The 15,806-nt window shown below is 49.9% G+C and carries 11 protein-coding genes; 5 read left to right on the top strand and 6 right to left on the bottom strand.

From position 1 onward, the window contains the following. Positions 1-74 precede the first annotated feature (74 nt). Positions 75-983, bottom strand: coding sequence for a LysR family transcriptional regulator (locus CAG64_RS06420; RefSeq protein WP_021706496.1), 909 nt, complete (start codon positions 981-983; stop codon positions 75-77). Between the two features lie 681 nt (positions 984-1,664). On the opposite strand from CAG64_RS06420, the gene CAG64_RS06415 reads away from it, so the two are divergent. Continuing rightward, positions 1,665-3,344 (top strand): RluA family pseudouridine synthase, encoded by a 1,680-nt coding sequence (locus CAG64_RS06415; protein ID WP_161458002.1) that lies wholly within the window; start codon positions 1,665-1,667, stop codon positions 3,342-3,344. 60 nt (positions 3,345-3,404) lie between these two features. Here the strand turns inward: CAG64_RS06415 and CAG64_RS06410 are convergent, their stop codons facing one another. From CAG64_RS06410 to CAG64_RS06400, 3 genes are read right to left on the bottom strand one after another with little or no spacing between them, the layout of a single operon-like run. Further along, on the bottom strand, positions 3,405-4,442 hold the full coding sequence (locus tag CAG64_RS06410; protein WP_161457992.1) for a DUF2955 domain-containing protein: 1,038 nt from the start codon (positions 4,440-4,442) through the stop codon (positions 3,405-3,407). 12 nt (positions 4,443-4,454) lie between these two features. Then, a complete protein-coding gene (locus tag CAG64_RS06405) occupies positions 4,455-5,513 on the bottom strand; it encodes an HlyD family secretion protein (protein ID WP_021706499.1) in 1,059 nt (352 codons plus the stop codon). A 33-nt stretch (positions 5,514-5,546) separates the two neighbouring features. Further along, the gene (locus CAG64_RS06400; RefSeq protein WP_161454716.1) at positions 5,547-6,002 is read right to left on the bottom strand and encodes a MarR family transcriptional regulator; all 456 of its coding nucleotides are present in this window, start codon (positions 6,000-6,002) and stop codon (positions 5,547-5,549) included. A 302-nt stretch (positions 6,003-6,304) separates the two neighbouring features. Between CAG64_RS06400 and CAG64_RS06395 the strand changes: the two genes are divergently transcribed. Next, a complete protein-coding gene (locus tag CAG64_RS06395) occupies positions 6,305-7,681 on the top strand; it encodes a sensor histidine kinase (RefSeq protein WP_161457993.1) in 1,377 nt (458 codons plus the stop codon). Further along, entirely contained in the window at positions 7,681-8,313 is a 633-nt protein-coding gene (locus CAG64_RS06390) for a response regulator (RefSeq protein ID WP_161457994.1), read from the top strand. The genes CAG64_RS06395 and CAG64_RS06390 overlap by 1 nt, the downstream gene beginning before the upstream one ends. A gap of 53 nt (positions 8,314-8,366) precedes the next feature. On the opposite strand, the gene CAG64_RS06385 is transcribed toward CAG64_RS06390, so the two are convergent. Further along, on the bottom strand, positions 8,367-12,851 hold the full coding sequence (locus CAG64_RS06385) for a PKD domain-containing protein (protein WP_161457995.1): 4,485 nt from the start codon (positions 12,849-12,851) through the stop codon (positions 8,367-8,369). Positions 12,852-13,042: 191 nt separating this feature from the next. After that, positions 13,043-13,600 (bottom strand): sugar O-acetyltransferase, encoded by a 558-nt coding sequence (locus CAG64_RS06380; protein WP_161454719.1) that lies wholly within the window; start codon positions 13,598-13,600, stop codon positions 13,043-13,045. 210 nt (positions 13,601-13,810) lie between these two features. On the opposite strand from CAG64_RS06380, the gene CAG64_RS06375 reads away from it, so the two are divergent. Beyond that, positions 13,811-15,112, top strand: a complete 1,302-nt coding sequence (locus tag CAG64_RS06375; RefSeq protein ID WP_161457996.1) for a hemolysin family protein — start codon at positions 13,811-13,813, stop codon at positions 15,110-15,112. 33 nt (positions 15,113-15,145) lie between these two features. Beyond that, entirely contained in the window at positions 15,146-15,730 is a 585-nt protein-coding gene (locus tag CAG64_RS06370) for a TetR/AcrR family transcriptional regulator (RefSeq protein ID WP_161457997.1), read from the top strand. Positions 15,731-15,806 lie beyond the last annotated feature (76 nt).

Genomic DNA, 15,806 nt, shown 5'->3' with positions numbered 1-15,806 from the left:
ACTTAAGATTAAAGCCCTGTGGAGACAATCCCTAGTTGATTAATATAAGTAAAACTTATACTCATCATTTTTATCTAGACTTCATCTGCAATTTCCAGGTTAATAATGGAATTAAATTTGGTAATTTTTTCCACTAACCATGTCACCGCAGGGCTCAATTGCGAGCCAGAAAGATAAATGATTGACGATGGCCAATAGCCAGCATTTTTTTCCAAAAAAGGGAGTTCGATTTTTTCTAAATTTCCGTTTTTGAGATCATGCTCCAAAACAAAATCCGGCAAACAACTGATGCCAATACTTTCCCGGCACAACGATAGGTTGGTGTGAATGTCCTCCACATGCCAGATTTGCAGTGCAGACTTCACATGCTGAAGAGGCCATGCTTCCATCGCAACAGGCAGCAAGACGCGCTGCTCACAAAAATCATGATAATTTAATATGTTAGAACCATTGTTGTGTTGTTCAATGTAGTGTCTTGTCGCGACCCAACTGACGTCTATGCCAAACGCAGACACGTATTCGAAGTTAAGTCGGTTCTCGTTTTCAAACATCCCCAAGGCAATATCCAGATTTTTACTCTGGATCTCCTGAGCCAGACGAACACTGTTTTGTTGCATGATCATCAGCTCAATATTAGGTAAAGAAGCCGTTAGTTCTTTGATGGTCTGGATAATCCGGTGGTCGCAAAATAGTGGGTCTATCCCAAGGCGAATCTTAACGTCCGTTGAGTTATAAACCGCCACTGATCTTTCTAAAAAAGTTTGGTATTGCGACATCATTATTTTCGCATTTTTTAAAAAGTTTTCTCCTTTTTCAGTCAGTTTTGGGTACTTACCTGACCTATCAAACAATTGTACCCCAAGATCGACTTCCAGTGTTTGTATCGACAAGCTAATAGCGGCTTGAGTTTTATTCAAAACTCTCGCAGCCGCACTAAAGGAACCATATTCCACTGCAGCTATAAATGCGCTGACCGTTTCCATTCTTATATTCATTTTATTTATTATAACCTGGTTATTAATATTACTAAGCCATAGGTAAAATTAATTTAGAGACGTTTATACCTCCTGCCGGTTTATTGCTCATTTATATAACTTATAAATTAATCGTGTACAACTATTAGCCATTCCAATAGATGACATAAATATTTTTAATTAACCAATATTGGGTAGCTGGAATATAGGAAAAAATGATGAACAATCAGAAACTAATCTAATTTTCCAATTGAGACGTGTTATCAAATGGCAACATCTACTCCATAAATATTCACAAGTCTTACATATGAAGCAACATATTCTCAACTTTGAAAAACTATCGAGTATTTTATTAACTGTGTGTTTTTTGCACAAATTTGAAATAATTTATAGAGTTCAATAGTTAAGGGAGCATTCTTATCGCCAATCTCAGCTTCGATACACACCGCTCACCAAACAGTGTGGGCCACTGGCTGATATCCAATCGCATACCGTAGGCTTACTGACGTGGTAACACACTGACCTTCATCATTAAACGACAACCTGCATACCCACATGCGCTTTTTATCATTCACTCACGTATTCGACCAGAAACCGCTCTGCGTCTGATTGAGTTGGATAAGGTGAAAAATGACGGCAATTTGGGTAGAATTACGGCCCTATTTTTGCCCAACAGCCAACACCGTGAACATGCCTTCTCCCGAACAGTGCTTTACCCGTTTCCAGAGCGATGTCTCCAGCATCGATCTGCCCGAACGCTTTACATTTCCTTTTTATTACCAACCTCATCCACTGTGTCTGTTAGCTGCCGGGCAGTTACAGCAACATTTGTTGACGCAAACCGACTGGCAACACAACTTCGGTTTAACGGAAACACAGGGGGCCGTCGGTAAAATGTTCGGCGTGCTGGTGGTGAAGTGCCCGGATGGTGAGTTGGGCTACCTATCGGCCTTTTCCGGTAAAATCGCCGATCAAAACTTACTCCCCGGTTTCGTACCGCCAGTGTTCGACATGCTGTCACGAGATGGCTTCTTTCGCACAGAGCTGGCCGACATTACCGCCGTGAGCAAACAATACCAGCTTGCTGCCAGCAATCCTGAAATCAGCCGCTTAGAGCAAGAATTGGCAACACAACAGCAAATGGCCGCACAGGCGATTGAGGCGCAGCGCCAGATTGCTATCGCAGCCCGGGCCAAACGAAAGCGCCAGCGTCACGATGCAGAGGTCACTCTCAAAGATCCAGAGCTTTCAGATTTTCTGGCCAATCTGGGCAAAGAAAGTGTGGCTGAAAAGAACGTCATGAAATATCTCAAACTGGAGTGGGACGAGAAACTGGCTGGCATAAATGAGCGCCTGAACGCCCTTAAAACGGAGGTTGAAGCACTCAAAACTCAACGCGCTCAGCTGTCCAATACGTTACAGAACCAGTTGTTCGAGCAATATCGCTTTCTCAATATTGAAGGGAAAGAGAAAAGTCTTAACGCCATTTTTGCTCAGACCAACACACCTGTCCCCCCGGCTGGAGCTGGTGAGTGCGCTGCACCTAAGCTGTTGCACTACGCATTCAAACATGGTTTTACGCCGATAGCGATGGCCGAGTTCTGGTGGGGCCAGTCACCCAAATCAGAAGTGCGCCAACACAAAAGTTTTTATCCTTCCTGCCACAGTAAATGTCATCCGATCCTCGGCCATATGCTGCAAGGCATGCCGATTGATGACAATCCACTCGAAGAAAACTGGGCAGAAGATCTGGAACTGGAGATCGTGTATCAGGACGAGGCGATGGTGGTGATCAATAAACCATCGGGTATGCTTTCGGTTCCGGGCAAAACCATTTCCGACTCCGCATACACACGTTTGCAGGCGATGTTTCCTGATGCTGAGGGCCCTCTGGTAATCCACCGACTCGACATGGCGACCTCAGGGCTGCTGGTGTTTGCCCTTACCCGTCGAGCCAACAAAAGCTTGCAAAAACAGTTCATCAGCCGGGAGGTTGAAAAGCGCTACATAGCGCTGATCGAAGGCGTTCCGATTGAAGACGAAGGGGATATTGCACTCCCCATGCGAGGGGATCCGGATGACCGGCCCCGTCAACTGGTCTGTTTTGAGCATGGAAAACCCGCACACACCCATTGGCAAAAGATAGACGTTACAAACGGCCGGACCAAACTTTATCTCTATCCAAAAACCGGGCGAACCCATCAATTGCGCGTTCACTGCGCTCATCACCTTGGCCTGAACATGCCGATGGTCGGTGATGGTCTGTATGGGGAAGGCGCTGAGCGGCTCCATTTACATGCAGAATCACTGGCGTTCGATCATCCTTACAGTAACGAACGCATGCATTTTCGGGTCGACGCACCATTCTGAACAAAAAAACGGACGCTAAAAAAGCGTCCGTTTTTTATAACCGCATCGTCATCACCGCTGCTACTGCTGACTAAACCGAGTTGCTTCAAAACGATTTAGTAATCGGTGAACAGCGTAAGTGACGAGTAATGTCACCACAATCGCAAACAAGATGCTGCTTACCCGGTACAACGCACTGAAAATCAGGTCGCCATCTGGTGACAAATACTGGCCAAACAAAATGCCCAACGTCGTCAAGCCACCAAAACCCGCCCCGGATCCGCTTGATTCTTTAACATGCATATAGCTGAAGATCATCGCCCCGATCCATAACAGCGGCACAACAAACAACAAGGTATCTGACCAGTCATACAGCACCAACTGACCGACGATCCCAAACGTCACACCAAGCAGCGTTCCCATCGCCCGTTTACGTGCATAGCCCAGAGCGCCATTCCAGTGCATGGGAAACAGCAATAACAGTGTGGTCGCCTGAGCCGACATAGAATCGTTTAGATCAAAAATCTGAAACACCAGAAACGACATAGTGGCAATACTGGCGCCCATCAGTGCTTCATGACGCATCCGGTGATTCTTTTTCGGTTCAGTTGGGCGCGCTGGTGGCTGACGCGGCTCTGCATCCGGGATCAGAAAGGTCACTAGGTACGCAACGATAACTGACAATATATTGGCTTGTAGGTTACTGAAAATCAGGTCGTTCAGATCGGTCGTCGGATAGCTGGCAAAATGCAGCATGATACTCAGACTCAAGACGCTGTTGGCCCCAAACAGAAACAGGCTGCCTTTGGACATGCAGGCGAATTTATACAGAAACAAACCAAAGACGATCAGCGTCATCATGCCAGGGTGACCACCAAACAGCCCCCCTAGAATGCCAACTTCCAGACCACAAACAACCGCCGAAAACACCAGTTGAAGAGCGGCATGCCGGCTCATCACCGGCACCATCCCCAGCAGAAGCATCGGTGTTACGGTAAAAAACACACCGTAGTTCCAGCCAAACATTTTGCACAAGGTGAAACCAATCGTCGCCCCGGTGGCAATGCGTAAACACTGTCTGAGATCATTTTCAGACATGGGGTGGTCCCATAATTTCATACCACCTCCCAATTAATAAATGTAATGCAAGGTGCTCAGGAAATGAATCTGTAAGCGGGCAAACCAACTCGACAACGGGTTATCCGGCAACAACTGCACGGTTGCACGCGCTCCGGCCGGGAACTCATGTTCAGGCGCTTGCTCAATCGCCAGATGCAGTCGCATGCGCTGTGCATCGCGAACCCAGCGATTGGACTCTGTTGGCGTCGCCAGACGACCATCTGCATCAAACTGCCCTGAGCTGACCCCTGCATCCAAACTGGTAATACGCGCTTCAAATACTTCACCAGGCAAGCTGTCAAAGGCGATCAATGCACGGCTGTCTCGGCTGAAATGACGCAAACTCTTTTCACGAAAATCAGCGATCACGTCCACGTCGTCAGATACCAGTGCCACCAGCGGAGTACCGGCTGCAGCGTATGCGCCAGATTCCAATTGCAGGTTGGTCACCACACCATCGTGTTCCGCCACCACCTGGGTGTATGATAGGTTCAGTTCTGCTTGTTTCAGCTGGTTTTTCGCTGTACGAACATTGACGTTGCGGTCTCCCAGCTCACCCCGGCTGACTTGCAACTCTTTGAGGCGTGCCTGAGCGGCCAGCAAATTGGCACGCGCAGCAGTCGCTGCACTTTGGGCATCGTCCCGCTGCTGCTGCGAGGTACCGTTACGATGAAACAGCGTGTTCAATCGCTTGGCTTCGCGCACTTTCTGTTCGGCAACAATCTTACTGGCTTCCACATCGGCCGTGGCGGCGACGATAGACGCATCCAGCTGATCGTTATTCTGGATGACACGTTCAAGGTTGAGCTGAGCTTTCTCTACCGCCAGCTTATAAGGCTGCGGGTCAATTTGGAAAAGGGGGTCCCCCTTTTTGATGTCCTGGTTATTTGCCACATAAAGATGAGTGATTTGTCCACTGACACGCGGTGCTACTTTGGTAACAACGCGAGTCGCCATGGCTTGCGGAGTCAAAGGCATTGCTAAATCAGCAACAAGAAAATAGGCAAAGACAAGGACAAACGCGACGCAGGAATACTTGATCCAGCGAGCGAATTTCTGATCTGGAGTCATAGACGTTTACTTCTCTTTTTCTGGATTTCTGACTTATTCGCTAAGTGAATCGAGCGCGTTGTGGGCAATCTGCTCCAGGATTAAGCTGAATTTTTTCAACTCATCGTCGTTGAGTTCCGCCAGCAGGGTACGACGAACCTGAATAATTCGCGCCTCCAACTGGGTAATCAAGACCTTGCCTTCATCCGTCAAACTGACAATGCGCGCTCGCTTGTCGTGATCACAACAGTGCCGGGTGATGAGGGATTGCTCTTCGAGTAATTTGAGGGTACGCATCAACGAAGCCAGCTCAATCTCCAAACCTTCAGCCAGATGCTTCTGACTGATGTGGTCTCCCATGCGGTACAACTTCCACAACGCCGTCCAGCGTGGGTAGGTCAGATTCAGCGGGGCCAGTTCGCGGTCCGCTACCATTTTCCATAGCCGGGAAACACGGGCCAGTTGCTCCGCCAGAGGGAGATCTCGCAATATGTTGATGTCTTGAATCATCGGAAGCACTCAATTACTTAGCGTGCTAAGCAATATAACTTAGTTAGCACGCTAAGTAAATATATTTGTGACTCTAATCACATCATTCTTGACCATAATTTTCCCAAGGGTTAATACGGCAACGCGTACTTCGCAACAACTTGAGCACAGGTACACACGTTCATCAGATTGAGCATGATAAAAACATTTACGTCTCGTGAACGTGGGTTATCGATATACCCTCTAAAAGTGAAATATTACTGTTTGTTTATAGAAATGCGCGGCGATTGCCACTGTCAGAAGACTCAATTAGACTGGCAACTATGGATATGCTCATCATCTTTAAGATCTATCTCTTCTACGGCCTGACATTCTTTGCCGTCGCATTTGCCATTTTGTTCAGAGACTTACGTAATAGTCGTATCCGTATTGCCAAAGCGCTTCCATGGCTGGCCGTTTTCGGCCTGATCCATGGGATACACCAATGGTCCAGCCTGTACATTGTGATGTATGAGCACGAATTCACCCTGACTCGTACGCTGGAAATACTTAAAGCCATCAAACTGTGGGTCGCGTTTCTTCCTTTACTGTGGTTTGCGTGGCAGCTCCTGCCTCTAACCACGTGGCAGCACAGACGCACTATCAAGATAGGGGTACTGGCCACACAGGGTATGTTTCTGCTGGGCATATGGCTGAGCTACGACGAAGTAAACTTCGCCGAGTATATCCACGCAGTCACTGATCAGATCCGTTGGGTATATGGTTTAGGCTCCGCTTTGCTGGCCGGCCTGGCATTGATAAGCTATGCCCGTGTGCTGGAAAAAGAGGGGTACGATGGTCGGCGGCCTTTTCACGCCACCGGGCTGGCGGTGATCGGCTACGGTCTGTCTGTGAGCGTGTTTACCCTCGACCACGGTACCTGGGCACTACTGCTGCGGACCATACTGGCGTCAGCTATTCTGGTTACCTTGTGGTTTGCCCTGAGAGTCTTTGATCGTGAGCGAGATCATCAAATTGAAACGGCCATGCAGCAATCTCAACAAGACGCCAAACTGAAAGAGCTGGGCGAGCTTACCTCCGCCGTGGCCCACGAAATAAAGACCCCTCTCAGCAGCGCGATGATGAGCTGTGACTTATTGGCCAATCAGGTTCCAGACAATGCCGCATGTCAGCGCCAGATAGATCGAATTCGTTACGGCTTGAGTCGTGCGGCCGAAATCAGCCAGGAAGTGCTTAATTACGCGCACCACAAGCCGATTCAGCGCCAACCGATTTGCTTGGCGGAGGTGGTCCAGTCCGCGCTGGATCTTAACCAGTTCCGCCTCGGTGGATTCGATCTCAAAGTAAATCTGAATGAAAAGCTGATAATTTCTGGCGATGCCGGATTACTCGAAGAAGTGTTTTCCAACCTCATCGCCAATGCCATTGACGCCAGCCAGAAAAACAAACGGATTCAGGTCGATGGTTTTCAGAATAAATTGACGGCGGTTGTTCGGGTCTCAGATCATGGCGGCGGTATGCCCAAACCTTTGCTGAATAAAGCCACACAACCCTTTTTCACTACCAAGCCAAAAGGTGAAGGAACCGGGATGGGGCTTGCTTTATGCAAACAAATTGTACAACAGCACGGCGGTGAGCTGCTGCTGTATAACCATCAGTACGGCCTGTGCGTCGACGTACAACTACCCAGGAAATGTTAATGACGTTAAAACTCCTCTTAGCCGAAGATGATCAGCAACTGCGTGATGTGCTGGTCGAGGCCCTGACACTCGAAACATTCGACGTCACCGCATGCACCAATGCTGAAGATGCACTGGATATCGCAACCAATCAGGCGTTCGACCTTGCGCTGTTTGACGTGGTGATGAACGGCATGACCGGGATTGAAGCTTTGTCGTCGCTGCGTCGCATGCAGCCTAATATTGGCATCGTCATTACAACGGCCTTCGCCACGGTCGACATCGCCGTCGATGCGATGAAAAAAGGGGCCGACGAGTTCCTGACGAAACCCTTCAACCTGGCATCATTGTCCGTCACGCTCAAGCGAGTACACGCTGAGCGTACACCCACATCCCCTCTCGATGAGCGCCACAATGATCTTGTGTTCAGTGCGCTGTCCAACCCTATCCGCCGTATGGTGGTGAAACAACTTAAAATCCACCGCAAAATGAAGTTTATGGATCTGTGTCGTGTGGTCGGGATTGAAGATCACACCAAGTTCAACTTCCACCTGAAACAATTGGTAACCAGCGAACTGGTAGTCAAAGAAGAAGGCCGGGTTTATTCTCTGACCACGCGGGGTCTGCAGATCTACTCCAGTATGCTGCAATAGTGCTAAACGGAAAAAGGCACGTTGAACTCAACGTGCCGATTAGTCTTCTGTGTCTATTTTTTACGGCGTCTGAGTAGTAACAGAGCCAGCAGCGAACCCACACCCAGTGAGCCACCACCGCCACCGCCTCCACTGCTGACCGGTGTGTCGGTAATCACTGGTGGTTTTGGCTGCGCTGGTGTATCCGTATCATCTGACTGCGCCGTTTGGGTTACTTCCACTTCAACACCATACGTCCGAACGCCTTGCTCCGGTGTCGTCAGATCAAGTTCAAACCCCAGCAACTGCACCAAACTGGCGTCGTCTTGTTGCGCGCGGCGAAGGCGCTGCGCATCCGATCCCGCTAAACGAACTTTAAGGTAACGCGACTCACGATCCACCCAGGTGACCTCTGCCCCCTGTGTCTTACGCCAGAAATACTGATAGTCGACATCCTCTTCAAGCTTCACAATCGACGCCGCGTCGATCGTCACCAGAGATGTTTGCTCATCAGTTTGATCCACTTCCACATGAATCGGTGCTGTAACCGGACGCGCTTTAGGCCCTCGGTTTCGAACCTCAATGGTGAAACGTTGGCTACTCGTTTCACCATCTTCCAGTACCGTCAGTTCCAGTTCGATAACACCGTTCTTGTTCACTTCAGGTAACGTAAACCGCGCTCGGGCCGTCTGACTGTCAAAGTCGACCAACGCCGGGCCCGAGACTTGTTTCCATTGATATGAAAGGGCTTTGCCCCGCGCTGGCAACGACTCACTCGCATCCAGGGTGATCGTTTCCAACTCTCCTCTGGTTTTTTCAAACGGTTTAACCACTATCGCCGGCTTAGGCACTGCGCCAATTGACACTGCGTGCTTCACGCTCGACTGATTTTGGCCATCACTGACCGTGGCAACGAACACCAGTTTGGCATTGGCCATGTTTTCACTGACGTTAAAATTCAGCACATTGCCGCTTGCCATAAACTGGCTTTCGGGTCCGCTTTCCTGACGCCACGTGTAGCTAAGCGGTTGTGGCCAGTTGTCGTCATCGTAAGCCACTGCCGTCAAGCTCACACGCTGCCCGAACGCGGCATGGTGCACGCCATCAATTTGTACCTCAGGTGCAGCATTTAGATACGCATCCCAACGAATATTGTGGTGGGCTGAAACACTAAATTCCCCGTCGTCTGCCGTCACCTGAACATCGATAGCTCCAGGTTTAGATGTCTTCGGCGTGCGTACCCGAATGGTCGACGGACCAGTCCTTTGCCACTCAATACCCGGCGTAACCTGCCAATTGAGTATGACGCCATCTGGCGTTTCGTCTTGTACCTCAGCCACGACCTTCACCCAGCTATCAGCCTGCGCACTGTCCGCGCCCATCAGTGCCAGTTGAGGCGCCTTATTGACCGCTATCACGGGAATCGTCGCTGACGCGTTTGCCTGAGCAAGACCGTCGCTGACAACCACCTCAACGTCAATATTGCCGACATGGTCGGCTGCAACCGGATAATTCAGTGTCTGAATCTGGAACGTCTGTTGGCCTTCCCCGGTCGTCACCGTCCAGGTAAGTTTCAGATCAGCAACCTCGTGGTCTTCATCGCTAAGCACCGGTATCAGGATTAGGGTTTCTCCCTGCTTGACACTTTTTCCTTGCAGCGCAATGGTTGGCGCGCGGTTGACATGGTTGACCATGATCTCGGCCTGCTTCTCTGTTACGCTGCTGACATCATCACGATCAATCACTTTAACCGTGACCTGAAAACGTGTGTCTGTAGCGACTGACGGTGTCATCCATTGAACCGTTTCTCCTTCACCGATGATTTCGCCGTCAACCAGCCACAGCGTTTGCAGAGTATCGATGCCCTCCGCATCGGACAGTTCAGCCACTTTGAAGGTGACATTCTCGCTCTCATTGCTCTGCGCCGGCACTTGCAACGTAAAAGACGCCGGATCGTTCACCGCATTGACCGTGACTGTTTTACTGGCCATTCTCGACGCACCGGAGAAATCAAGCGTCGCTTCCAGCGTGATGTCCTGCGACTGTTTCCAGTTAGGTAAGGTGTAACTGAACGTGTTGCCGCTCATTTTCGACTCGGGCAACCCCACAATTTGCCATTGAACGTTATCCAGCAAGTCAAAACCGTGCATCGCCGTTGCCTGAATACGGCTGTTTTCTTTCAATTCACCGCGGATCTGAATGTTGAATTCCGGGATACATTCCAATAGATACAGGTCCGCTTGAGATATATTGGAGCTGTTGATTTGCCAGTCTCCGTCGCTCAGCGTCACCGGCTCCGTCTGACTGTACCAGACCCGGCCGAGATGGTCCGTCATCCGATTCAGTCTCACCACATCACTGTGCCCGATGCGCTGCATTTCAACATAGGCACCGCCGTTGCCTTTGGTGCGTACCAGCAGTCGCTGGTTGGCATTGTTGTTGATGGTATCAGGCAGCGTGAAGTGCCATTGATAACGTTCAACTTCGCGGCCCGCCAGATTCACTAACGGGTTGCCCCCAACCAAAGCCATGTCATAGTCACGCTTTTGCACGACACTATTGTCACTCAACGTGTGCGTCAGTTTGAGGCTAGCGGTATGAAACTGGAAACATTGCATCGCCGGTGCCGCTAACCACTCTTGTTGTTTTTTGCCGGGTTCCAAACCCACAATGGTCACAGGCAAGTCGTTCAGAGCCAGTTCAACTTTCGTGTTGGCTTCGCTCTCATCGCGACTGATGATTGCAACGTCAGCGCTTTGCGTCTGAGGAGACACAAACGCAGTGCGGCTTTCAGGCGACACATCTCGGGGTAACAAGTTCACATTGGTCAGTTGTTGGCGGAAAACCGCCGCAGCAATCCCAGTCGCGTCAAGACGCTTAGCCGACTGATAAACAGCAAATGCCGTTTCCTGATATTGCTGGTGCATCGACAAGCCGAGAAACGCTTCCAACACAATCTGGTCAGCCAGCGCGGCGGCGGGATCTTCACCGTAGCGATTCACCAACTCAATATCATTATTGAGAAACGCGTTCTGGGCGATCGCTTTTCTTGCGCGATATAACGGCGCAGCCAGTAATGTTTCTGTCGCAACCGTGCCATACTCACTCGAAACCTTGCTGTGTGCAGAAGATACGTTCGTTTCATATCCGGCAAAGTAGTCCTGCTCAGGCGCATTGTAATCCCGTACAGCCTTGCCACATAAATCGAGTCTCAGGTTGCCAAGAAGCTCATTCCAATCTGAATTACGACTCAACTGAGTACTCGCCCAGTAATCGGCAAACGCTTCGTTAATGGCCCCATTGATGGGAGTAATAGCCATCCCAACCGGTGATCCCTGAAGTTTGAGACGTCGGAACAGAGCATGTCCTTGTTCGTGATACGTAATCGCTGGGTCGTAAGTCGGGCCAAGACAATCGCTTTTTCCAACAGCAATCAAGTCAAAATCCGGCAGGTATTTATCAAACCTTATGTCGCTGTCGGTCAGCATCAGACCAACCTTGTGCTCTCCGATGAAGTCGTAAGACAGGGTCTCGGCGGCATAACTGAAACCATCGTGGATGGCTTGCATATTGGTTAGGATCGCTGGGATCTGATAACGACTGACCTCGCTCGCCGCATTCCAGAATTGAGCGTAGTCTGCATTGAGTGAATGCCCCCACCAATGGAAGTCTTGATTAGAATAAAACTGCGTATAACTCGACTCCGGCTCTGAGAGTGATTTAAGTGGCAGTGTCTTTGGTACCTGACCGGGTTGCTCAGTCCAAAAAGAGGGAGTGAATAAGTTGCCAAGCTGCTCTGAGGGGTCGTCGCCATAGCCGAGCCACTTAAACTCAAGCGGAGACACTAATGGCGTCGAGTTGGCGATTTTTGCTTGGTAATAAAAGCCGCTCGCTCTACCATCAACGCTGCTGATGAACATTTCCAGGTTTCCTTGCGGCCCGTTGAGAGGCACTGTGACATAATAGCCCAGAACCAGTTGTCCTTTTATCCAACGATAGATTGGTATCGCTGTGATCGCATCACGTTCGACAGTCAATGTATGCGTTTCGCCATCCTCAGAGCGCATGGTCAGTAAGCTGCTTCTTAGTTTGATCAGTCCACTTATCGGCGAACGCTCTGTGTCCAGTTGCAGCTTCGTTTGTGACACAGCCTCGTCAGCACTCGTGACCACACTACCACTTGCTTCCGGTGGGTTGAGCGGCAAGTCAACCTGATACTGGTAGCGGAACAGTTCACACTGATCATTCAGCGACAAAATCACGTCTTGCCCGTGCACAGGTACGTTATCTTTTTGCAACGTAAACAGGAAGTGATGGCTATTGAAGCCACTCACTTGATTAATAAACAAATATTGCGAGGCCTGCTTGTGGTCGACATTCAGGTTTTGCAATAGCTGCTCCAGGACTTCCCTTGCCTGTTCAGCGCCAACCTTTCCAGTTGAACTGCATGCGTACTCCTTTTCCAGCGGAAACGACAGCCCGGGTTCAAAGCCAGTGCTGGCCATTGCTGGTGAAATAGACGCCATTGTGGATATTAATAACCATGGTCGATATGACACGTAGAACTCCCTAAATAACAGAAATATAAAGAGGCCGCATTCTACGTGGGGTTAATTCCACAAATAACGAAAACATCCAGGCAATTTGTGCCTGTTTTATGGTGAGAATTGATTGGGAGAAGCAACGTGACGTAGCGTGTCAGACGGCATGGCGAAACAACGACGCCTAGGCAATCCGGGCGCGCCGAAAGTTAAGCTTCAAGCGGGCGAATAATCCGGCAGGGGTTACCGGCCGCCACCACATTAGCAGGAATATCTCGTGTCACTACACTGCCAGCGCCAATGACACTGTTCTCACCAATGGTCACACCCGGACACACAATCGCTCCGCCGCCAATCCAGACGTTGTCACCGATGGTGATCGGCAAACCAAATTCAACGCCCTCTTCCACCCGAGCTTGCACATCCAACGGATGACTCGCCGTATAGAGCTGAACATTGGGTGCCAACAACACGTTGTTACCAATCCGCACTTCTGCGACGTCCAGGATCACGCAGTTGAAGTTGGCGTAGAAATTCTTGCCCACGTGAATGTGACGACCATAGTCACAGCGAAACGGCGGCTCCAGATACGCGTCTGGCGCATCCGGCAATAACTGATCAATAGCACTGCGCCACTCGTCGCTGTCCGGGATACTCTGATTCAGCACAAGCAGTTGGCGGCGACAGGCAATACGCATCTGATACAATTCCTGATCCCAGGCCAAATAAGGCTCTCCGGCCAACATCTTCTCTCTTTGTGTTTTCATTTCTGCTCTTCTTAGCGTATGTTCTCGCTTCATCCTCGCGCCTGCTCAGGCAATCACGCTTTATCACTGGCAATCAAGTTCATTAGTCAATATAACCGACTGAAATCAGAGTATTTGTCACAGCAAACAAAATTATCTCAGCGAAATCACAAACCGCTCTCGTATGCTCGGATATGCTTAAAACAGTATCAATACAAAGGTAATGACGTTATGGATGTGCTTCTACTGACGGCGCTAATTCTACTTAATGGCGTCTTTGCAATGTCTGAAATTGCTCTGGTCGCCGTACGCAACGGCCGGCTCAAACAGCTCTCTGATCACAGCCATTCGGCTCGTACAGCCCTGATACTGAAAGAGAACCCGACGCTATTTCTCTCCACCATTCAGATCGGTATAACCGCCATCGGCTTGCTAAACGGTATCGTCGGTGAAGCCACGCTGTCGGAGCCGTTTGAACTGTGGCTGATCAGACAGGGCATGGAGCCCAAAATCGCCAACCTGTTTTCCACTGGTTGTGTGGTCATTGTGATCACCTATTTTTCAATTGTGATCGGGGAGTTAGTTCCCAAGCGTTACGCTCAAGCTAACGCCGAGCGTATTTCCATTATTGTCGCCCGCCCTATTCATCTGCTGTCCAAGATTACAATTCCCTTTGTTGCTCTGCTGACAGCCTCCACCGAAGGTTTATTGCGCATCATCGGACAATCTCAAAATGCCACAGAGTGTGTCACTGAAGAAGATGTCCAGGCAATCGTCAATGAAGGGTCTGAATCCGGCGCCTTAGATCCCAAAGAGCATGACATGATCCACAACATCATGCGCCTTAACGACCGTCCCGCCAGCTCTCTGATGACCCCACGAAGGGATGTGGATTATCTCGATATTGACCGGCCACTGGACGAGGTGATGCAGCGTATCCGAGAGACCCGGCATAAAGTGTTTCCGGTTTGTCACGGCCACCTGGACAACCTCATTGGCACCATCTCGTCTAAGGCCATGCTCAATCGCAGCCACAAACTGTCGGTCAACGCTCTGACCGGTATGGCCAAAGTGGCGCTGTACATCCCCGAAACCATGAAAGGCTTGCAACTGCTTAATCACATGCAAACCACCAGCACAGAAATGGTCTTTGTTGTCGATGAATATGGTGATTTGCAAGGCCTTATTACCTTATACGACATTTTGGAAGCCATCGCAGGAGAGCTCTCCCTCGAACCCGCAGAAGCCTGGATGGTGACTCAACCCGACGGTAGCTTGCTGGTCGATGCAATGATCCCCGTCAGTGAACTCAAACAACGCCTCAACCTGACGGCTCTGGCGGATGAAGACCAGCACGGCTACCAGACCCTCAGCGGCATGCTGTTGTGGCTCAGCGGCGAGCTGCCTGAAAAAGGAGAAACCGTCTACTGGGACGACTGGCAGTTCCGCATTGAAGGCGTCGAGCAAAACCGCGTCACTAAAGTACGCATTACGCGCAAAGAGTTCAGTACCGCGAACCAAAAACCGGACTAGACGACTGGTCTAGTCCGGTTTATAGTAGCGCCCATGAATACAAAAACACACGATACCCGCCAGCACATTCTCGATATCGGCTATGAGTTGGTGGTAACTAAAGGCTTTACTCGCGTCGGTTTGGCCGAACTTTTGAAATGTGCCGACGTACCGAAAGGCTCTTTCTATCACTACTTCAAGTCCAAAGAACACTTTGGCGAAGCGTTAATCCAAGCGTATTTCGAACACTATTTATCACGCATCGAGGTGCTGTTCAATGCACCAGAGCAGAATGGTTATCAACGCCTGACCCACTATTTTGAACGCTGGGCTGATACAGAAAACGGCACCTGCAACGCCAACCGTTGCCTGGTCGTCAAGCTCAGTGGTGAAGTGTCAGATTTGTCAGACAGCATGCGACTTGCGTTGTTAGATGGCGCCGAACGCATCATCGCAGCCTTGGCTGAGTGTATTGAGCACGGCATTCAGGATGATTCGGTACGTCGCTGCGACAGCAAGCTCACGGCGCGCCAGCTTTATCAAACCTGGATTGGCGCCAGTCTGCTGAATAAGCTTTATCAGGATCAATCTGGTCTGAAACAGAGCCTAATCAGCACTCGGCAACTGCTTCAGCCTTAATTTAGGCACACGTTATAATCCCGTCCCGATTCGGCTCGGGATTTTTTACAAACCAACACTAGACGACTGGTCTAAT

Source organism: Vibrio sp. V38_P2S17PM301 (assembly GCF_009904845.1).
In the GTDB taxonomy this organism is placed as follows: Bacteria; Pseudomonadota; Gammaproteobacteria; order Enterobacterales; family Vibrionaceae; genus Vibrio; species Vibrio proteolyticus.
Note: the sequence above shows the minus strand (reverse complement) of the source record. Positions and strands in the feature narration are given on the sequence as shown.

Coding starts and splice junctions, on each gene's coding strand:
- CAG64_RS06375 (WP_161457996.1), top strand. CDS start 13,811: ATGGATGTGCTTCTACTGACGGCGCTAATTCTACTTAATGGCGTCTTT.
- CAG64_RS06390 (WP_161457994.1), top strand. CDS start 7,681: ATGACGTTAAAACTCCTCTTAGCCGAAGATGATCAGCAACTGCGTGAT.
- CAG64_RS06395 (WP_161457993.1), top strand. CDS start 6,305: ATGGATATGCTCATCATCTTTAAGATCTATCTCTTCTACGGCCTGACA.
- CAG64_RS06420 (WP_021706496.1), bottom strand. CDS start 983: ATGGAAACGGTCAGCGCATTTATAGCTGCAGTGGAATATGGTTCCTTT.
- CAG64_RS06405 (WP_021706499.1), bottom strand. CDS start 5,513: ATGACTCCAGATCAGAAATTCGCTCGCTGGATCAAGTATTCCTGCGTC.
- CAG64_RS06415 (WP_161458002.1), top strand. CDS start 1,665: ATGCCTTCTCCCGAACAGTGCTTTACCCGTTTCCAGAGCGATGTCTCC.
- CAG64_RS06380 (WP_161454719.1), bottom strand. CDS start 13,600: ATGAAAACACAAAGAGAGAAGATGTTGGCCGGAGAGCCTTATTTGGCC.
- CAG64_RS06400 (WP_161454716.1), bottom strand. CDS start 6,002: ATGATTCAAGACATCAACATATTGCGAGATCTCCCTCTGGCGGAGCAA.
- CAG64_RS06410 (WP_161457992.1), bottom strand. CDS start 4,442: ATGAAATTATGGGACCACCCCATGTCTGAAAATGATCTCAGACAGTGT.
- CAG64_RS06370 (WP_161457997.1), top strand. CDS start 15,146: ATGAATACAAAAACACACGATACCCGCCAGCACATTCTCGATATCGGC.